Below are 20,468 nucleotides of genomic sequence, written 5' to 3'. Positions count from 1 at the left end.
TCGTGGCAGTTCAGACCTTGCCTCAGCGTGCTGGGACGAATCGCACGATTCCCGACCGGGCGGAGGTGGTCGTCGTGGGCGGCGGCATCGTGGGCTGTGCCATCGCGTATCACCTCGTTCGCCGCGGCATTACCGACGTGCTGCTGCTCGAGCAGAATCAGCTCACCGCCGGCACGACGTGGCATGCGGCCGGGCTGGCTGCACAGCTCAAGGCGACCTACAGCCTCACCAAGCTCGCGACTTACTCGGTGCGACTGTTCGAGGCGCTGGAAGACGAGACCGGTCAGGCGACCGGCTTCCGGGCGCCGGGATCAATCTCGGTGGCGTCCGACGCGCAGCGGTGGGAGGAGATCCTGCGCGGCGCGTCGATGGGGGCCGCCGTCGGCGTCGAGTCGCGCCAGATCGACATGGATGAGCTCTCCGAGATGTGGCCGCTGATGCGGACCGACGACCTGGTGGGAGCGCTGTACTTGCCCGACGACGGCTTGGTCTCTCCCGTCGACGCCACGATGGCGCTGGCCAAGGGTGCCCGAGCCCACGGGTGCCGGATCATCGAGGGCGTGGCGGTCACCGGGTTGGAGACTCGCAACGGCGCTGTGTGCGGTGTGCGGACCGAGACCGCTGGCGACACCGACGGCGACGAGGGAGATCATCTCGTTGAAACCGAGACCGTTGTGCTCGCGACCGGCATGTGGACACGCCACCTGGCCGCGCGGATCGGCGTGAACGTGCCGTTGCAGGCCTGCGAGCACTTCTACGTGGTCACCGAGCCGCTGGCGGGGCTCGACACCTCCACGCCCATCTTGCGCGACCCCACCAACTACACGTACTTCAAGGAGGAGACTGGCAAGCTCATGGTCGGCTTCTTCGAGCCCGAAGCCAAGGTGTGGCGTCTCGACGGCATCCCGCGCGACTTCAGCTTCGGCACGCTCGACGAAGACTGGGACCACGTCGGGCCGGTGTTCGAGCGGTCCTGCCACCGAGTTCCGGCACTGGCCGACTGCGGCGTGCAGCTGTTCTTCAACGGCCCCGAGTCGTTCACTCCCGATGGCACCTACTACCTCGGCGAGGCGCCTGAGGTGGACGGCTGTTTCGTGGCGGCTGGCTTCAACTCCGTCGGCATTCAGTCTGCCGGCGGGGCCGGCTGGGTGCTGGCCGACTGGATCGCCGACCGGCACCCGCCGATGGACCTCTGCGCGGTCGACATCCGGCGTGCCATGCCGTTCCAGGCCGACAACGGCTACCTGGCCGAGCGCATCAGCGAGAGCCTCGGGCTGCTGTACGCGATGCACTGGCCGTTCTTCCAGTACACGAGCGCCCGCGACCAGCGACGCTCGGTGTTGCACGACGCGATGGATGCGGCGGGAGCGGTCTTCGGCGAAACGGCCGGCTGGGAACGGGCCAACTGGTTCGCCGAGCCGGGTCAGGAGCGCGAATACCGCTACAGCTACGGCAAGCAGAACTGGTTCGAGAACTCCGGCCGAGAATGCGACGCAGTGCGCAACGGCGTTGCGCTGTTCGACCAGTCATCGTTCGCCAAGTTCACGGTGAGCGGCCCCGATGCGCTCGACGTGCTCGACACGCTCAGCGTGGCGTCCATCGATGTGCCTGCCGGCCGTGCTGTCTATACCCAATGGTGCAACGAGCGCGGCGGCATCGAGGCCGACCTGACGGTGACCCGGCTGGGCGACGACGACTTCTGGGTCGTGACTTCTGCGGCCAGCCAGACCCGCGATTGGGCGTGGCTGCGCCGCCATTGCCGCGGCCGCGATGTTGAGATCGCCGACGTCACCGACGAGTGGGCAGTGCTCGGGCTGATGGGTCCGCGATCGAGAGATTTGCTCGGCATGGTCACCGACGCCGCACTGGACAACGAATCGTTCGGCTTCGGTGATGCCCGGCACGTCGACGTTCGGACGTCGGCTGGTCCGGCGACGGTCTTGGCGGTGCGCATGAGCTTCGTGGGCGAGCTCGGCTGGGAGCTGTATGTGCCCAACGAACAGGCGGTGACGGTCTACGAGGCGCTCAGAGACGCCGCAGCAGACGCCGACGGCGTGGGCCTTGCACACGCCGGCTACCACGCCATGAACACGCTGCGCCTCGAGTGCGGCTACCGCCACTGGGGCCACGACATCAGCGACGAGGACACGCCGCTGGAGGCCGGCCTCGGCTTCGCGATCGCATGGGACAAAGACCGTGAGTTCATCGGTCGCGGGGCCTTGGAAGCCCTGCGCCACGAGCCGCGCACCCGTCGGCTGATCCAGTTCCGACTCGAAGATCCCGATCTGCTCGCCTACCACGACGAGCCCATCCGCCGCGACGGCGAACTCGTCGGCCGGGTCACCTCGGCGATGTGGAGCTATACCCAGGATCGCTGCCTGGCGATGGGCTACGTGACCCACCCGTCAGCCGCCGACCCCGAACCGCAGGCCGTCACCAAGTCCTGGCTCGAAGCCGGCTCCTTTGACATCGAGATCGCCGGCCGCCGCATCGCCGCCATCCCCTCGATTCGCAGCTTCTACGACCCCACCAACCAACGAGTCCGCATGTAACTGCACAACGGAGCCTGCTCTGGGCACGGGGCTCCGAAACCGCAGCGCTGACCAAGCCCGGTTTCACCGTTCAGTGAAATTTGGGTTCAAGAGCGAACGGTTAGATTTGTCGGCATGGATGCCGACGAAGACTTGACGCCCGGGCCTGTTCTGCTGCGCCCGTTCGACCTCGGCCGCGCCTTGCGTGGCCTACGGGCGGAGAGCGGGATGACCCAAGCCCAGTTGGCTGCCGCTGCCGGCGTGTCCGCGAAATGGCTGTCCGAAGCCGAGAACGGCAAGCCGACAGCCGAAGTCGGAAAAATCATGGACGTCTTGGAGCATCTGGGGTTCGGGCTGGCTGTCGCACCCCGCAAAGAGCCGACATTCGATCTTGCCGCCCACATCGAATCCTTCGCAAAGCATCGATGAGCACCGTCCTGAGCGTGGCCCTCAACGGGATCCATGCAGCCGACGTCGATCTCCGCGGCGGACGCGCGTCGCTCAAATATCGGTCCGAATATGTTCGCAGCTCGTCGGTGCCGCTCTCCGCGCGATTCCCGCTCAGCAGACGAGAGATCAAAGGCGCAGAAGTGCGAAGGTGGCTACTGAACCTCCTTCCCGACGACGACAACGTGCTGAATTATCTGAGATCCGAGCACGGGGCTTCCGGCCGCGACCCATTGAGACTGCTCGGGACGGCCATGGGATTCGACTGCGCCGGCGCCGTTCAGTTCTGCCTGCCAGATCGCATGGACGAGATGCTGTCCCGCGGCGGCGGCATCATGCCTGTCGCGCCCGAAGAGATCGCGGCATGGCTGAACGCATATCCCGTGCTGCCGTCGGTTATCGACCCGACCGGTGAAGAGTTCCCTGTCACGTTCAGCCTCGCCGGAATGCAGCCGAAGATCGCATTGAGGCGAACCGGCGACGGATCATGGGCGCGCACATGGGGGAGCCTGCCCACGACGCACATCTTCAAGGCGGCGCGTGCCGAATACCCCGACGAATGCGTCTTCGAACATCTCACGATGTCCGCGGCCGGCCGTCTCGGAATCCCGGCCGCGAGAACCGAAGCGGTCGACATCGACGGGACACAGGCGATCATCGTCGAACGGTTCGACCGAACCGACGACGGTCGGGCGCGCATTCACCAAGAGGACTCATGTCAGGCTCTCGGCAAGCCGCAGTCAGAGAAATACGAGAGCCTCGGTGGGCCCGGCGCGGCTGCTCTGCGGCAGATCGCGCAGAGCAGCGGAGCCGCGGCGTCGCGCAATGTCGACCGTTTGCGCGACATGCTCATCTACCGTTGGCTCGTCGTCGACAGCGACGCTCATGCGAAGAACTACAGCTGGCTGTTCGACGACGCCGGACAAGTTCATCTGGCGCCGCTCTACGACTCGTGCAGTTGGCTGCCGTACCGGCGCGGCATGAGGGTCGGGGACATCTCGCTTGCCATGCGCATGGGTTCTAGTGCTCGGATCGGAAGTTGTGACACGCCCGAAGCGCTCATGAGCCTCGCCGACAAGCTCCGTCGGCCGCGACCGGAGGTATGCGAACGGGCAGCGGAGCTGGCTGCTGCGCTGCCGGCGGCTGTCAGGGGCGCCGCGGAGGCTCTCCCGCCTATCCCGTTCGACTGGGGGCGCGTCGATGAGCATGTCGCAGAGCTGGACGTTCGGGCAAGCGAATGCGAACGAGTTGCGATGAAGGCATCGGAATCTCCTGCGGCGCGCACGGCCGGCAAGCCGGCTGACAGCGGCGATGCTTGACCAGGCCGAACGGTTCGTCGCGCCAGACGGGTCTTGATGACGGGGTTCGTCCGGCCTTCGGCTCGCGACCGGCCTGCTCCGGACGAGTCCAGCAACCCGAATCCCAACAATGACGAAGGCTCACCTACTTGGCAGCGGCGGTTAGTCGCCACGGTCTGACCGAAGGCCCATGCTGGCGACGATATTGGGTTCGACGTGGTCGCCTTGGGGGGCGGGGGGTACGCAGAGTCGGTCGTCGTTGTGGAGGTCGATGATGAGCGCGGCGAGGTCGTCGTCGCTGCGTTCTCGCAGTGCGCGAGCGAGCCGTTGGGTTGCCGACTCGGAGAGGGGGCGTGCGTTGATCGCGTCGAGCGCGGCTTCGAGGTCGGCTTTGGTGACCCAAAAGGTGTCGGTGAAGTTTTCGAGCTGGCCGTCGTAGCGGTTCCATATCTTGCTGCGAACGCCTTGCAGGGCGCTGCTGGTGCGGCCTGTCGGGGTGCGCAGCGCGCCGCTCAGCGCAGCTGCGACCAGATCGTGGTGTCCGTTGAGGCGTGGCGCCGACGGCGTGGACGGCTCGGACTCGGCGAGTCGCAGTGCTTCTTGGGGGGTGGCGCGCCGGCCGGTTCCGTTGGGACTTATGAACGCGAATGCGTCGGCGCCGGTGTGGGTCTGGGTGTGGATCACCACGCCGGGGCCCGCTTCGGCGGGACTGTCGTCGAGCGCTTTGGTCGCGTACACGACGTTGGGCAGCGAGGCGACTCTCTCCGCAAGGTCAGGGTGAGCGTCGACTGCGTGGCGCCAGATTTCGTATGCCATAGACACGGGGTCCACTTCGTCGACGCCGGCGCCGAGCCCGAAGCCCGACAATTCGTCGAAAACCCCTGAGATCATCTGCTGCTCGGAGTGGTGACCGAAGAACGCCTCGTCGGAGCCGAGCAGCTGCGCATTCTCTCCGAGCCGGCGCAGCACGCGCCCGCGCAGCTCTATCTCCTTCTCCACTGAGGCGTCAGGCATGAGCGACACCACCAGCACTTCAGCGGCGCGCTGCCCGATTCGGTCGACTCGTCCGGCGCGTTGCACCAGCTTGACGATCGCCCACGGCAGGTCGTAGTTGACCACGATGTGCGCGTCTTGGAGGTTCTGGCCTTCCGAGAGCACATCGGTCGACACCAGCACTCGCAGCTCGTCGCGCACCGGCTTTCCGTTGCCGCCGAAGCCGTTCGACACCGGCGAGAACCGTTGCGCTACTGAGGTGGGGTCTTCGGTGTCGCCGGTGACAAGCCCTGAGTCGCTGACACCGCGCCGGACGAGCTCTGACTGCACGTAGCGGGCGGTGTCGGCGGCCTCGGTGAAGATCAGCACTTTGGCGTCGGGGTGCTGCACGGTCAGCAAGTCCGTCAGAGCTGCGATCTTGCCGTCGCGATCTGCGTCCCAGTTTCCGAAGCGGTCCAGCAGGCTGCTGATGATGTCCGCATCGGCGCGCAGTTCGTGGATGAGATCGGTGCTGAACATGTGCGGCGGCGCCCAGCGGATCGCTTTGGGGTTCTTGGCGCTCAGCTTGTCGTATGCGCTCGCCGCGGTCTCTCCGCCGGCTCCGAAGAGCCCGGCACCGTCGCTGTCGTCGTCTTCGCCGCTGTCCTCGGGTTCTTGGTCGGTCTCGGCTGCCCACAGCGCGTTGTCCACGGACCCGATCGGCATGGGAAAGCCGTTCTCGAGCGCATAGGCCGCCACCAGGTTCCGCAGTCGATGACGCCGAAGGGTCGCCACGAACGCCGGCCCCGACGACGACAGCCGCTTGAACATCGTGATCCTGGTGAAGCCCGCCAGGTTGCCTTGCACCGAGTTCGCGAGGTCCTCGGCCAACTGCCGCTCGCCTTTGTCGCTGGGCACGAAGTCGTCGTCGATGTAGTAGCCGAGTTGGTAGCGGGGCAGCTTCAGGTCGCGGATCGCGTCGAGGGTGCGGTCCGAGGTCATCTCGAATGCCGGGTCTTCGGGGGTGAGGTCCCAGTCGACCGGCAGGGGTGTCCGCTTGGGGAAATAGAACGGCTTGCCCGTGCCGAACTCCAGATAGCGCCGGCCTCGCTCGTCGGTGAGCGCGTAGTTGTCCTCCACGAAGCGTCGCGTGCGGCGCACCATGTACTGCGACATGAGCGCTTGCCAGTCCTCCACATGCTCCGACCGTCTGAACGCAGCCAGCGAAGATGTCTGACCGTCGCACAGATAGGAGAAGTCGCCCTCGCCGATCTCGGCGATCGCCCGCTCGGGCCGCACACCCAGATCGGCGTCGGGACGGATGAACAGCGACAGCTGCGACGCGAGATCGCCGAGCTGCTTGTTGTACGGGGTCGCGGTTAGCAGCAGCGTCCGCGAGTCGTTGTTGGTGACGTAGTCCTTGATGACCTGATGGTCCCGACGCTTGTCGCTTCTCAGATTGTGCGCCTCGTCGACGATGACCAGCCGGTAGCGGCGGGCGTCAGGCAGGTTCCGGTGAACCATTGACAACGACTCGACCTTGCCGCGCACCTCGTAGCGATGCAGGTATGACTCCCACATCTCGGTCAGGTTCTTCGGGCAGATCACCAGCGTCTCGAAGCCCTGTTCCTCTTGGAGCAGCCGGGCGATCGCGGTGCCCACGAGTGTCTTGCCGAGTCCGACCACGTCGCCGATCATCGCCCCGCCCTTGCCCATCACGATCCGGGCGGCGATCTTCACGGCAGCCGCCTGGAAGTCCAGAAGCTCGTTCTGCATCGACGCCGGCAAGCCGTACTCGACAAGCCCCTCGCGTGCCTCCCGCGACAGGTGGTAGGCCATCTTCAGATAGACCAGATACGGGTCGAGCGGCTCCTCCGAAACCCACGACTCCTTGAGAATCTCCGCAAGCTGAGGCGCTGCGTCGGCGCTGAGCGGGTCGTTCCAGCGATCGTCGAACCAACGAGCAAGCTTCTCGGTGGCGTCGCCGTCCACCACGTCCACATTCAGTTCGCCCTGCCCACGCAGCCCCGAGATCGTCAGATTCGACGACCCGACATACGCCACACGAGGCGCCGCGGTGTCGCCGCGATGGCAGAGATACAGCTTGGCGTGCAGCCGATGCGCCAGATGCACCTTGACCTCGACAGCTCCCGACTCGATCTGGCACAGCAACGTTCGCAGCGCTGCCTCGTCGCCATAGGTCGGCAAGCCGACCTGCAACTGCTCCCGGTACTCCCCGACCGTCTCATTCCTCAAGCGAGCAGCGCCCGCGTTGTCAATCGGATCGCCCCGCCCAACGCGAGCCAACCGGGCCATCTCATCGGCCGGTGCCTCGTGCATGCCGACAAGAATCCGCGCCTTCGGACCGTCAGCCCGGTCCGGCAGGGCATCTACGGCCGCGGCCAACAGTCCCCAGCCACGCAAATTGAAATAGCCGATCGCCGCATCCAACCGGTACGACGCCGACAGCGAATCAAGCAGCTCGCTCTCAGCATCAAGAACGATGTTGTCAACGATCTTCGGCACGACGCCTATTCCTTGTTGCCGAACACCATGCGGTCACGCAGATTCCCCGCAGCTTCGAACGCGTCCTCGATGCCCCACGCCTGCGCCAGCAACCAGTCAGCCCTATCGGTCAGATACCGCAGCTTGGCCATGTTGTAGCGGTAGACCTTGATTCCGGCGTTCAGCTTCCAGGCTAGGTGCTTCGGCATTTCGCTCTGAAGCGATCTTGACAAGCTCAGTAAACTGTCAAATTCCATGTCACCCGGGGCTGGATTGCCCGCATGAACCGCGTCGCGCGCAAGCCATTCAATGTCACCCGGAAACGCTGCAAGCGTGCCCCGGGTGACATTGAATTCGTCTCCGTACATCATCCACCAGAGATAGGCCCAACGCCCTACCAGCGTCACCAGTGCGATGCCTCTTCGGTGCTCATCTCGAAAATGGAGCACACCGTCATGTGGTGAGAACGTTTCGCTGCCGCTCTTGTCGACGATGGGCGGCCGGTCGACATACGCACTGAGGAAGTACTGAGCCACCTTTTTGAAGTAGAGGGGGTAGGGCGACGTGGCAACCAAAGCGTCATCCACAGGTCGACGTTCACTCAACGCGGCGAAGCTACGAGACATGACACTTGGGTCGGCGAGCGGCCATTGAGCGTCGCTCCGGCGAGCGAATAGATTCGAATCTGGCTGCCCGTATTCAAGCGAGTCGAAGAGTCGGCCGCGCGCCTCTGAGAGCCAACGACGGCACGACGATGTATGAAAGCCCGGCGTGACACTGACGACGCCTGTGAGAATGGAGTTTCTCACCCTGACGGACCCGCTGAATAGACCGTCGGGTATGCGCGAATACGACGACACCCATATCGAGCCGAACTCCGCTTCACAGAATCGGCGAAGGCTCGCAAAGTTCTGGCTGAAGGCGAGCGAGTGCATCACGATCATGGCGAACCGGCCACGTGAGTTGAGCAGGGTGGCTGCGCGTTCCATGCAGACGGCGTAGAGGTCGGGGCACTTTTGGGTCGCGTAGCCGAGCCAACGGTAGCTGGTGACTCTTGACGTCTTGATGTACGGCGGGTTGCCGATGATGACGTCGAACCCGCCTTTTCGCCACACGCTGGGGAACTCGACGAACCAGTGGAACGGCTGATGCGAGTTCACCCAGTCGTCGACGTCGCTGACTTCGTCTCGCATCGCGTGCAGCAGCGTGTCGGCCATGTTGCGGGCGTCCTGCAGTTGCGCTTGGAGTCCTCGTTTCGCGTCTGAGTGGTCGAGTTGGCCGGTGTCGTCCGCCTCGGCGGCGATGTAGGCGTCGAAAGCGTCAGCGATGTGCTGAGCCGTGTCCTCGACTTGCTGGAGCTGGGTCACATGGTCGAGCTTGTGGCTGAACAGGCGCCCCCCGGCGTCCTCGGAGTCGGCGATGCCCACGAGCAGATTGCCGCACTTGATGTTGAAGTCGAGGTCAGGCAGTGGTTCGAGGTGCTCGACGTCATCAATCTGGGCGGCGAGTTTCAAGAACAGCCGGAGCTTGGCGATCTCCGGCGCGTCACGCATCAGGTCGACGCCGAACAGGTTGTGCAGGCAGATCGTCTTCAGCAGCCAGTACCGGCTGCTGGGGTGCGTTCGTGCTTCGGCGAGGAATGACGGCACCGCTTCATTGCGCGCCTCGAGCTCGACGGCGCGTGCCAGCACTTCGCTGTAGAGCGGTTCGAGCACGTCGAGCGCTGCGAACAGAAACGCCCCCGAACCCACCGTCGGGTCGCAGATGGTCAGCGAGCGCAGCACCTCGAACGCTGTGTCGCACTCGGTGGCGCTCGACAGCTGGCTCAGGTAGTCGCGCAGCAGCTCCGGGAGATCGAGATTCTCGGTGATCGCGTCATCGACGGTCCATGTCCGCTGTGGGTCGGACAACATTTCGACTTGGTGCCGGTAGCGCTCCCGCCGGTGCACCACGTCGCACCAGCGTTCTCCGGGCAACGCAAGGTGCTCGCCGGGGGGCGGCAACTCCACGTACTCGGCTGGGTCGCCGCTGTGCCACTGCCACGGCCAAGTATCCCCGACAGGCGGCAGGTCGCCGACGCCGCGTCCGTGCGTCCGTCCGTCCGTGCGTCCGTCCGTCCGTCCGTCCGTCCGTCCGTCCGTCCGTCCGTCCGTCCGTCCGTCCGTCCGTCCGTCCGTCCGTCCGTCCGTCCGTCCGTCCCGAGGTGGGCAATTCTACGCCGTGAGCGTTGCTGTCATGAAGGTAATCGTCGTCGGAGCCGGACAGCAGGAGCGCCGGGTCGTCCATCCCTGCGGCGACAAGACGATCAGCGACCGCTGGCAGGATCGTCGATGCTGCCATGTAACCGGTCACGTCCGGCTTGGTGTAGTACGCCCCATTCTCCTTCTGGCCTGCATCTGTGAAGTTGATGTACTGCTCGAATATGAAGCCGAGGATGTCCGGGTTGATCTCGTCCGTCGCGCCGGTGGGGGACTCGTCGAGATGCCAGCGCCAAGCGTCGAAGAAGTCGAACAGGGACTCGAATGCGTCGTCCTTGATCTCGATTTCGTAGGTCTTCTCGAGTTCGTGAGGCTCGAAGATCCCACCGTTGACGTACGGCACATCACCGATGATGCGTTCGATCTCGGGGTCAATATCCGAGCGTGATTCGCGCGGGCTTCCGAGACCTACATGGAAGAGCGGCACGAGGAACTGCTTGTAGAACGCGAAGAACTGGTCGGCGCCGTAGTGCTGCCGCACCATCGCCAGGCGGCTGCGGAGATAGCCCCGATCGCTGTCGAGGAACCCCTTGCGCTGGATGAAATAGATGAACATGACCCGGTTCAGCAAGACCGACGCGTACCACCTGCGATCCTCGTCCGCATCAATCCCCTCAACCGTCGCGGCGAAGTTCTTGTGGTGCTTCTGGAACTCCCGATAGAACGACTTGGTCACCTTGTCCGCGTTGAACGAACGCCGAATCCGGGCGAGCACCGACGTGGCGGTCAGCCCGTCCTCCTCGTCAAGGCTGAAACTTGCTTGAACGAGCCGCTGCAGCAGCGCCTCGGTAGGCGCCTTGGGGTCGTATCCATAGTCCACAAGGCGGTGCCCGACACCGCTTGGCCGCTGCTCGGGCCACAGCCACAGGTGCTCATCCGGCGACACGAACACGACGAGCTGGTCGCGGCTGAACCGCTTGACCCGCCGTACAACGCGGTGCTGCTCCGAACGCTCCGGCATCCCAGCGGGGCACTCCACCAACCAGGCGGTCACGCCCCGCTTGTCGGCGACCGGCACCGGCCTCAGATCGCTGCCGTCCACATGCGCGGTCTCGATCGCGCCGGGGTTGCCCCACCCCATCCTGCGAAACAGCGCACCGAAGTCCCCGCGCCGCAGCAGCGCTGCCAACTCCTGCTCACTCACCGTCGGCACCGTAGTTCGTCGCCAAGTACTGGCCCGGCGCTGGATCGTTCGACATCGAGGTAGCCGGGCACCACCTCGGCGCCGCGGCCTCGATCCTCTCGAAGCCTGCGTGGTAGTCGATGTCACGCGTGTGGTATACCCTGCCGACATATCCCCCCAGCCGCTTCCGGTGGCTGGGTGCAGGGCCCGCTTCGGCGGGCCCTTGCGCGTTTACCAAGAAGCTGGCTTTCGTATGGTGCCGCGGTCGTCATGGAGCACGGCTGGCAGTTGGCACTGTGCCAGCACATTCGGCCGCAGCTGCTTGAAGAAGGTGCCTCGCAGCAGCTGCGAGCGGTACCTCGCCGGGTGTGGATTGATGATTCCTACCTTGACGCCGGCATCGATGCGCGCGATGCGGACGGCCTCGCGAAGGTCCGAATCGTTGCTCACTACGACGGCTGTCCCGCAGCGCCCCGTGAACGCATCGCGTAGCAAGTAAGCAGCCAAGTTGACGTCGGAGCCCTTCTCCTCCGTCTTGATCACCTCGACAGTCCGGGGCCCATTCGACGTCGGGCTAGTCAGCGGAAGTCTCACCTTTCGCTGTACAAAGTGCCCGAAGTGGATCTCCAACGACGGCAGCGTCGCGAGAGCCCGAAGGTAGGTGTCCTGGCGGTCAGCCTGCTGCGGGTCGTCCGGGCGAGCGCTCACGCGAGCCGTGAAATAGCGGATCTTGACGATGTTGTCTCGGGGCAGCAGTCGCTGGCACAGCGCAGTGAAGTCGAGCCACTTATGCGGCGTCCCTTTGACAGCGCCGTAGTAGAAGTTGAATCCGTCGATGTAGACGATGGTCTCGCCCGGTCGGCGTAGCTCGCTCGTTCCACGGTCGCTCATGGCTCATCCGAGGCTAAGGCTTCACCGCTGGGGCACACCGCCGCGGCGCTTGCCAGATTCGACACCGACGGGCAGCTGTAGGCCGGGCGTCTGCGAACGATCTGACCCGACGCTCGCGTGCAGGGCAGAATGCGCGCACCGGCGCGCGGTGGGGTGGTAATTTGCGCGCACCACGTCGGCATGCCACGGGGTCCGAACCGGGGGGTTCGGCTCACCGCTGGCCCGGATCAATGGGGACCTGTGTATGGCTGAGCAGGCCCGGCATGGCTGAGCATGCCTGAACAAGCGCGCTGCGTGATCGTCGGCGGCGGGGCGATGGGCGCCGGCCTGCTGTATGCCCTCGCGCACGAGGGCTGGACCGACACGATCCTCGTCGAGAAGGGCGAGCTGACGTCGGGTTCGACCTGGCACGCCGCGGGGCTGGTTCCGAACTTCATCGGCGATCTGAACATGGCCAAGGTCCACCAGGCGGCTGTCTCGCTGTACCCCCGCATCGAGGCCGAGACCGGGCTGTCCGCGGGGTGGCACGGCTGCGGTGCGATCCGGCTGGCCCGCACGTCCGAGGAGGTCAACTGGCACCTCTATGTACACGCCATGCTCACCCAGATCGGCGTGGAGTCGCACCTCATCGGCTGGCGCGAGATCGCGGAGCGGCACCCGCTGCTGAGCGACCTCGATGACGTCCAGCTCGGCTTCTACACGCCCCACGACGGCTGGACCGACCCGTCGAGCTGCACCAACACCATGGCCAAGGGCGCTCGCGATCTCGGATGCCGCATCATGCGTCACACGCTGGTGACCGACATGTGCCAGCGCCCCGACGGCAGCTGGGACGTCACCATCGTGCGCGGCGGCGCCGACCCGGCCCGCCGCCGCAACGGATCGAACGGCGACGACGATCGCGACACCATTCACTGCGAGCACGTCGTCAACGCGGCGGGGCACTACGCACCGCAGCTCGGCGCCATGATCGGGCTCGACGTGCCGATCGTGTCGGTCATCCACCAGTACCTGGTGACCGAGACGGTGCCCGCTGTGGAAGCACTCGATTTCGAATTGCCGGTCGTGCGCGACCCGCGGGCCTCCTGCTACTACCGCCAAGAGATCGACGGCTTGCTCATCGGCCCCTACGAGATGTCCGGTGCCCGGCCGTACGGCATCGACGGCATCGACTGGGATTTGCACTTCCACCTGCCCGGTCAGGATCTCGACGTCCTCGAGGAATGCCTCGACTTTGCGCAGCAGCGCATCGGCGCGCTGTCCGAGGCCGGCATCAAGCAGGTGGTGTCGGGGCCGATCACCCACACCCCCGACTCGGGCTATCTCATGGGGCCGGCGCCAGGCGTGCGCAACTACTGGCACTGCAACGGGGCGTCGATCGGCATCACCCAGGGTCCGGGCGCAGGGAAGTTCCTGGCGCAATGGATGGTCCACGGCCAGACCGAGATCAACGTGCGCGGCATGGACCCGCGCCGCTTCGGCGATCACACCGGCCCCAAGTCGCCATTCGCCTTCGAGAAGGCCATCGACGAGTACCACGAGATGTACCAAGTGCGGCTGCCGGGGGAGCAGCGCGCGGCAGGCAGACCGGTCAAGACCACGCCGCTGTGGGGCCGCTTCGACGCGATGGGCGCGCAATGGCAGGAGATCTACGGGTGGGAACGCCCGCAGTACTTCTCGCCTGACGGCAGCCCCGAGGCCCACTCGTTCCGCCGCTCCAATGCGCATGACGTGGTGGGCGCCGAGGTGCGGGGCGTGCGCGAGCGGGTCGGCGTGGCCGATCTCAGCGCATTTGCCAAGTTCGAGGTGACTGGCGCCGACGCCGGTGCCCTGCTGGATCGGCTGTCGGCCAACCGGATGCCCGGCCGCGACGGCGGCATCCGTCTGACGCACATGCTGACCGCCCTCGGCGGCATCGAGTGCGAGATGACCATTGCGCGCCTCGCGCAGGACCGATTCTGGCTGGCCTCAGCGATCATGGGCCAGAGCCACGATGTCGACTGGCTGCGCGACCACATCGCGCCCGGCGAGCGGGTCGAGGTGCGCGACGCCACCGACGACACGGCCATCTTGGGCGTGACCGGGCCGCGTGCACGCGACGTGCTGTCGCCGCTGACCGATGCCGACTTGGGCAATGACTCGTTCAGCTGGCTGACAGCCCAGGAGATCACGGTGGCAGGGGTGCCCGTGATTGCGCTGCGGGTCTCCTATGTCGGCGAATTGGGCTGGGAGCTGCACGGCCCGATGGGCGAAGTGGCCCGCGTCTACGACGCCGTCGCAGATGCAGGCGATCCCTACGGCTTGGTGCACTTTGGCAGCTACGCCATGAACGTCATGCGCATCGAGAAGGCGTACAAGGCGTGGGGCAGCGAACTGACCACCGAGATCACACCGGTCGAAGCCCGCCTCGGGCGCTTCGTGGACTACAGCCGCCCCTTCATCGGGCGCGACGCGGCGCTGGCCCGCCGCGAATCGGAGAAGCAAGGCGAGCCGCTTTCGATGGTGCTCGTGTACTGCGAGGTCGACGCGACCGACAACGACGTGCGCGGCAACGAACCCGCCTTTGCACCGGGCAGCGACGAGCCCATGGGCATCGGCACGAGCGGCGCTTGGGGACACTCGGTGGGCCGCAGTCTGGCGTTCGTGTACGTCGATCCCCGATTCGAGGCGCCCGGCAGCACCTTCGAGCTCGACCTGCTCGGCGAACGGCGCACCGCCACCGTGCTCGCCGAGGCCGCCTACGACCCCCGCAATGCAGCGCTGCGCGCATGAACGAATAGGCGCTGCGCGATCGCATCCCTGCCCCTGCGTTTTGAGAACCCAGGGCACACCGCTCCCCACAACACCGATTGCCAACCGAGGTGCTCATGTCTGACACCGCCGCACCGTCACCGGAGACTGCCGAGGCGCCCAGGCGGCGTCGCGGCGGCGGCCGGGCCGGCCGCATCGCCGTGCGCGAGGCAGTTCCTGATCGCGACCGGCGACCGGTGCGACCAGGCCTGCCCGCAGGCCGCTTCAAACCGCTCACCGACAGCGACATGGGGCAGGTGTACGACACGGCGCTTGGGCTGCTCGCCGATGTCGGCATGGGCGACCCGCTCGACGAGTTCATCGAAGCAGCGACGCCTCACGGCGGGTGGGTGGACGACAACGGCCGCCTCCGACTGCCCCGAGGCGTGGTCGAGGGTGCCATGGAGACCGCTGCCAAGGAATGGATCTGGCACGGCTTCGACGACGACCAGTCGGTGCACGTGGGCGGAGAGCACGTCTACTTCGGCACCTCCGGCGCCGCTGTGATGATGTACGACCACGCGACCGGCACGTTCCGCGACTCGCTGGCAACCGACGTGTACGACTGCGGCCGTCTGGTCGACACGCTCGACAACCTGCACTTCTACGTGCGCACGGTGGTGGCCCGAGACATGGTCGAGACCCGCGACCTCGACATGACCACGGCATACGCCGTGATGGCCAGCACCACCAAGCCGGGCGGATCCTCGTGGTTCGAGCCTGAGTGGGTGTACGAGTCGGTCAAGATGTTCGACTTGGTGCTCGGCGGTGAGGGCGAATTCGCGAAGCGTCCGTTCATGGCGGCCAACAACACCTTCGTCGTCCCTCCGCTGCGTTTCGCCCACGACTCGGCGAGGTGCCTGGTTGCACAGGTGCGCACCGGCATGCCGATCAATCTGCTGTCGGCCCTGCAAGCCGGCGCCACCGCGCCTGCGGCGCTGGCCGGTGCGCTGGCCCAAGCGGTGGCGGAGTGCCTCGGCGGCTTGACCGTGGTGAACCTGCTGTCGCCGGGCCACCCGTGCCTGCTGGGCTTGTGGCCGTTCGTGTCGGATCTGCGCACGGGCGCCATGAGCGGGGGATCGGGCGAGGAAGGCATCCTCAACGCCGCTGCGGCCGAAGTCGGCCATTGGCTCGGGCTCCCTACCGGCGTCGCGGCCGGCATGACCGACTCCAAGGTGAACGACGCCCAGGCCGGTTACGAGAAAGGCCTGAACGTGGGACTCGCCGGGCACGCGGGCGCGAACATCGTCTATGAGTCGGCGGGGATGCTCGCGAGCCTGCTGGCGTGCTCGCATGAAGCGTTGGTGATCGACAACGACATGCTGGGCGCCATCAACCGCACCGTGCGCGGCATCGAGGTGAATGCCGACACGCTGTCGGCCGATCTCATCGCTGAAGTCATCGCAGGTCCAGGCCACTTCTTGGGCTCGCCGCAGACGCTCGAGCTGATGGAAACCGAGTACCTGTACCCGCTGGTGTCCAACCGGGATACGCCCGAAGACTGGACCGAGGCGGGCAGCCGGCCCGCCCACGACGTGGCGCACGACCACGTCGTTGCGACGCTCGAGAACCACTGGCCCTCACACATCAGCCGCGCCGTCGACGCCGCCATCCGCGACGCCTTTCCCATCGGTCTGCCGCCCCAAGGCCCCGCCTAGCCCCGACTTACGCGGGCGTTGCACACGGGCTCTCGAAATGGTCATCCACCCGCGAATTCGTGGCCTACGGTTCCGACACGCGGCCGGCGATCAGCCCAAATCTGTCGGCTCTGAGACACAGCATCTGCAACAGATCGGAGATTCCCCATGGCCCGTCACGTCGCTCGGATCTTCCCGCACCTGCGCTTGCGAATCTGGCGCTCCCTCGCGCTGGTCGCGATCATCACCTCCGCGCTGGTCGTCGCCCCCGCCTCATCGGGCGCCCAGCAGAACTCGGAGCAATCGATCGCCGACTGCATCTCGGACAGCCTGGTCGCAACGGTTCGCGGCTATTACGAGGCGAACAAGAACAAGCCTCCCGGCTACGGGGAGAACTGGAAGCGCGTCCTGATCGCTTTCGGCGATGTCTCCGATGGGAATCTGACTCCGTTCACCGAAGCTGAGGCACGCGCGGAAGTGCAACGCTGGTATGGCTGGAAGCCGGTGCAAGAGGCGCTCAAGTGCATCGAGACAGCGAATCCGCCGCCGCCCGATCCCGAGATCAGCATCGCTGCGGGCAGCGGTGTCACCGAGGGGACTGCTGCGTCGTTCACGCTCACGGCCAGCCCTTCGCCGGCGTCAGCCCTGACGGTCAGCGTCGCCGTCGCCCAGAGCGGCGATTTCGGCGTGACGACCGGGGCGCGGACCGTGACGATCCCCACCGGCGGCAGCTACACGCTGACGGTGGACACCACCGGTGACAGCACCGACGAGCCCGACGGGTCGGTGACAGTGTCGGTGAGCAGCGGCACGGGCTACACCGTCTCGTCGAGCAACAGCAGCGCCACGGTCTCAGTGTCTGATGACGACGACGCGCCTCCGCCACCCCCGCCGCCTGCGGATTGTGTTTCTGATGAGACGTTGGAGTCGGCGCGGGACTATTACGAGCTGCATCGTGATCGCGCTCCTGGTTATGGCCGCAACTGGCGTCGGGTGCTGATCGCGTTCGGCGATGTGGCCGACGATCAGTTGACTGCGTTCACTGCGGCTGAGGCGCTTGAGGGTGAGCAGCGATGGTTCGGGTGGAAGCCGTTCCGCGAAGCGTTGGAATGCATCGAGGCAGCATCGCAGAAGCCGCCGCCGGTGCCGGAGGTCAGCGTCACCGCGGGCATCGGCGTCACTGAGGGCTCGGCGGCGTCGTTCACCGTCACCGCATCACCGGTGCCGACTGCTGCTTTGACGGTCGATGTGACGGTGTCGCAGTCAGGCGATTTCGGTGTGGCGACTGGGGCGCGGACCGTGACGATTCCCACCGGCGGCAGTTACACCCTGGCTGTTACCACCACCGGTGACAGCACCGACGAGGCTGACGGGTCGGTGACAGTGTCGATCGACACCGGCACCGGCTACACGGTGTCGTCGAGTGCGGGATCGGCGATGGTCGCTGTTGCCGACAATGATCCAGCGGCGCAGCCGGCCCAGACAAATAGTCAGCCGACGGTCAGCATTGCCGATGCGTCGTCGAATGAGGGCGATGGCGTCGGCTTCGTGGTGTCGGTGAGCCCGGTGCAGAGCTCTGCGATCGCGCTCGACTACCAGACTGCCGACGGCACGGCAATCGCCCACTCCGATGTGGACGACTACACGGCTGCAAGCGGCACAGTGACGATCCCTGCAGGCAGCAGTTCCGCCACGATCACGATCTCGACGACCGAGGACTCCGACATCGAAATCGACGATGAGTTCACCGTCACCATCTCGAACCCCCCGGCTGGTGTCACCATCAGCGATGACACTGCGACAGGCACCATCCGAAATGACGACACAGGCAGCAAGGGTGCCGCGTATCACAGCGATAACAAGTACATCCGCTTGGATCTGGCGCAAGACATATTTCTCACAGTGTGGGAGGACGGTCAAAAAAAACCGTGGCAGTTTCGTCTGAAGGACCAACCGCCGCATGCGATCACCGTCCGACCAGTGATCCAAGGCGCCCGCAATGCACGATCTTTGGATATTTCACCCGACTATCTCGTGTTCACGCCGAGCAATTGGAACGAATACCAAACCATCAGGGTGCTTCACCTGGGAGACTGGGGCAGTATCATCGCCACGGCGCAAGTGTCGCTTGAGTTTGTCGAGTACCCCGGCTACGCGGCCATTTCCGACTTGTGGCTGAGCATGTACGGCGTCGACCGCAGCAATCCGATTACGCAGCGCAAGCCCAATCCGAATCTGTTGGCGGAAGGCGATCCCGCATCGTCGCTTACCTATCAGCTCAAGCTGGGCCGGATTCCCCGCAATCCCGTCACCGTGACCATCACCAACCCCGATCCGGGCGCGGTGACGGTGACCCCGACCAGTCTCGTCTTCAACCACGAAAATTACGACGAGTTCCAGGACGTAACCATCACTCCAGTTGCTGACAGCGACAACGACGACGAGGATGTGGTGATCACCGTCACGATCCCGGTGCCGCATCCGGAGAATGCTCAAGTGAAGGTTCGAGCTCTCACGGAGACGTTCCGTGTGGCAGTGGAGGATCGCTCGCCCGGCGTCCTCGTCGACCCGCAGAGCCTGACGGTCGACGAGGGCACGACAGCTCACTATGAAGTCTGGTTGAGAGCCGATCCCGGCAGTGGCAAGAGCGTGATCGTCACGCCGACGTTCACTGGCAGCGACGTCACCGTCAGCCCGACGACGCTCACCTTTACGGGCGGCTCGACCGGCAACTGGCAGACCCGCCAGCGCATCACCGTGACGGCGGTCCGGGACCCCGACGGCACCGACGAGATCGTCGCGGTCAGCCACGTCATCTCCGGTGACGGCGATGGCTACAGCGCCCAATCGCCGTCGCAGACGCTCACCGTGAATATCGATGATAACGAGGCAGTCGAGATGACATTGTCGGCGTCCACGGTGGCGGTCGATGAGCTGTCCTCGACGACATACGACCTCTCTCTGAATGCCGACCCGGGCGATGGCGCGAGCATCGTGATCACACCTGTGTCGAGCGACACCGACCGGCTGACGGTGAGCGGCCCGCTGACGTTTACCGGCGGCTCAAGCGGCAACTGGAACAGTGCGCAGACCGTCACCCTGAACGCGCCACTCGACGACAACTACATCAAAGACACCGTCACGATCACCCATGCAATCAGTGGTTTCGCTGGGGTGTCAGCGATGCCGAGCGTCACCGCGACCATCGCCGACGCCAGGCCCGTGTACGTCACCTGGACGCCCGATCCAGCAGGAGAGAAGATCGCCCCGAATTCCACGCTCAATCTCACCGAGGGCACACCCGGGGCTGTCTACCTGCACTTCGATCCGGCGCTGTTGAAAGAGGGGAAGTTCAAAGACGATTGGTTCGACCGGATGGCCAAGGGCTACCAAGGCCTGACCGGCGACGGCATCGGACCCTATATCGCGATCTGGGTAGGAGGGGTGAAAAATTTCTACTTCACAGCGGCTTCAGCTGGCGAGAACTGCGACGGCAAGTATCCGAGACCAAGATCGATCAACGCGAAATACTGCGACACCATTCCGGTCAAGAGCGACATCGACGCAGACACGAACGATGAGACCCGGTGGCTCGAGTTTCGTGTCGACAACTTCCCGGGCCTCAGCTACGCGGCGCCGCGGCGCTTGACCGTGAAGATCGAGGACACGTCGATCTCCATGCAGGCTTGGCCGTCCGCGCTGTTTCCCATCGAGGACGTAGCAGCAAGCCAGGACGTCTGGGTGCGGCTGCGGCAGAAGCCAGAGCCGGGCGTGACCGTCACTGTCCAGCCTGAGATCAAATCGTCCGACAGCACCAAGTTGAGCGTTGCGCCGGGCTCTTTGACGTTTGACGCGAGCGACTGGGATACGTTCAAGAAGTTCACGGTCACTGCATTGAGCGACGCGGACACCGCGAACGAGGACATCAGCTTCAAGCTGAAAGGCACCGCGTCCGACAGCAAAGTCGTCGTCCTTGACGCGAATATCGGGGTAACAGTCCTCGACGACGATTAGAG

Annotated in this window: 10 protein-coding genes; 6 read left to right on the top strand and 4 right to left on the bottom strand. The window is 65.2% G+C overall.

The features are described 5' to 3' along the window. The first annotated feature begins 2 nt into the window (after window positions 1-2). From ACOOF5_RS03845 to ACOOF5_RS03835, 3 genes are all read left to right on the top strand, one after another. The gene (locus ACOOF5_RS03845; protein WP_420436798.1) at window positions 3-2,552 is read left to right on the top strand and encodes a GcvT family protein; all 2,550 of its coding nucleotides are present in this window, start codon (window positions 3-5) and stop codon (window positions 2,550-2,552) included. A gap of 114 nt (window positions 2,553-2,666) precedes the next feature. After that, on the top strand, window positions 2,667-2,960 hold the full coding sequence (locus ACOOF5_RS03840) for a helix-turn-helix domain-containing protein (RefSeq protein WP_420436796.1): 294 nt from the start codon (window positions 2,667-2,669) through the stop codon (window positions 2,958-2,960). Next, a complete protein-coding gene (locus ACOOF5_RS03835; RefSeq protein WP_420436794.1) occupies window positions 2,957-4,297 on the top strand; it encodes a HipA domain-containing protein in 1,341 nt (446 codons plus the stop codon). The genes ACOOF5_RS03840 and ACOOF5_RS03835 overlap by 4 nt, the downstream gene beginning before the upstream one ends. A 141-nt stretch (window positions 4,298-4,438) precedes the next feature. Here the strand turns inward: ACOOF5_RS03835 and ACOOF5_RS03830 are convergent, their stop codons facing one another. From ACOOF5_RS03830 to ACOOF5_RS03815, 4 genes are all read right to left on the bottom strand, one after another. Continuing rightward, window positions 4,439-7,774: a helicase-related protein gene (locus ACOOF5_RS03830; RefSeq protein ID WP_420436792.1), complete on the bottom strand. Its 3,336-nt coding sequence runs from the start codon at window positions 7,772-7,774 to the stop codon at window positions 4,439-4,441. A gap of 5 nt (window positions 7,775-7,779) precedes the next feature. Then, window positions 7,780-9,666 (bottom strand): Eco57I restriction-modification methylase domain-containing protein, encoded by a 1,887-nt coding sequence (locus ACOOF5_RS03825; RefSeq protein ID WP_420440875.1) that lies wholly within the window; start codon window positions 9,664-9,666, stop codon window positions 7,780-7,782. Beyond that, on the bottom strand, window positions 9,629-11,155 hold the full coding sequence (locus ACOOF5_RS03820; RefSeq protein WP_420436790.1) for a hypothetical protein: 1,527 nt from the start codon (window positions 11,153-11,155) through the stop codon (window positions 9,629-9,631). The genes ACOOF5_RS03825 and ACOOF5_RS03820 overlap by 38 nt, the downstream gene beginning before the upstream one ends. Before the next feature lie 210 nt (window positions 11,156-11,365). Next, window positions 11,366-12,025, bottom strand: a complete 660-nt coding sequence (locus ACOOF5_RS03815; protein WP_420436788.1) for an NYN domain-containing protein — start codon at window positions 12,023-12,025, stop codon at window positions 11,366-11,368. A 273-nt stretch (window positions 12,026-12,298) separates the two neighbouring features. Between ACOOF5_RS03815 and ACOOF5_RS03810 the strand changes: the two genes are divergently transcribed. The 3 genes from ACOOF5_RS03810 to ACOOF5_RS03800 all read left to right on the top strand — a co-directional run bounded on the left by ACOOF5_RS03810 (window position 12,299) and on the right by ACOOF5_RS03800 (window position 20,466). Then, window positions 12,299-14,797: a GcvT family protein gene (locus tag ACOOF5_RS03810; RefSeq protein WP_420436786.1), complete on the top strand. Its 2,499-nt coding sequence runs from the start codon at window positions 12,299-12,301 to the stop codon at window positions 14,795-14,797. Window positions 14,798-14,892: 95 nt separating this feature from the next. Continuing rightward, the gene (locus ACOOF5_RS03805) at window positions 14,893-16,473 is read left to right on the top strand and encodes a trimethylamine methyltransferase family protein (RefSeq protein WP_420436784.1); all 1,581 of its coding nucleotides are present in this window, start codon (window positions 14,893-14,895) and stop codon (window positions 16,471-16,473) included. A gap of 147 nt (window positions 16,474-16,620) precedes the next feature. Beyond that, the gene (locus ACOOF5_RS03800) at window positions 16,621-20,466 is read left to right on the top strand and encodes a Calx-beta domain-containing protein (RefSeq protein WP_420436782.1); all 3,846 of its coding nucleotides are present in this window, start codon (window positions 16,621-16,623) and stop codon (window positions 20,464-20,466) included. Window positions 20,467-20,468 lie beyond the last annotated feature (2 nt).

It is taken from the genome of Candidatus Poriferisodalis sp. (genome assembly GCF_965214215.1).
Taxonomy (GTDB): Bacteria; Actinomycetota; Acidimicrobiia; order Acidimicrobiales; family Poriferisodalaceae; genus Poriferisodalis.
The sequence above is the reverse complement of the archived record's forward strand: the minus strand, read 5'-3'. Positions and strand labels throughout refer to the sequence as shown.

Coding starts and splice junctions, on each gene's coding strand:
- ACOOF5_RS03840 (WP_420436796.1), top strand. CDS start 2,667: ATGGATGCCGACGAAGACTTGACGCCCGGGCCTGTTCTGCTGCGCCCG.
- ACOOF5_RS03835 (WP_420436794.1), top strand. CDS start 2,957: ATGAGCACCGTCCTGAGCGTGGCCCTCAACGGGATCCATGCAGCCGAC.
- ACOOF5_RS03825 (WP_420440875.1), bottom strand. CDS start 9,666: ATGTTGTCCGACCCACAGCGGACATGGACCGTCGATGACGCGATCACC.
- ACOOF5_RS03815 (WP_420436788.1), bottom strand. CDS start 12,025: ATGAGCGACCGTGGAACGAGCGAGCTACGCCGACCGGGCGAGACCATC.
- ACOOF5_RS03810 (WP_420436786.1), top strand. CDS start 12,299: ATGCCTGAACAAGCGCGCTGCGTGATCGTCGGCGGCGGGGCGATGGGC.
- ACOOF5_RS03805 (WP_420436784.1), top strand. CDS start 14,893: ATGTCTGACACCGCCGCACCGTCACCGGAGACTGCCGAGGCGCCCAGG.
- ACOOF5_RS03800 (WP_420436782.1), top strand. CDS start 16,621: ATGGCCCGTCACGTCGCTCGGATCTTCCCGCACCTGCGCTTGCGAATC.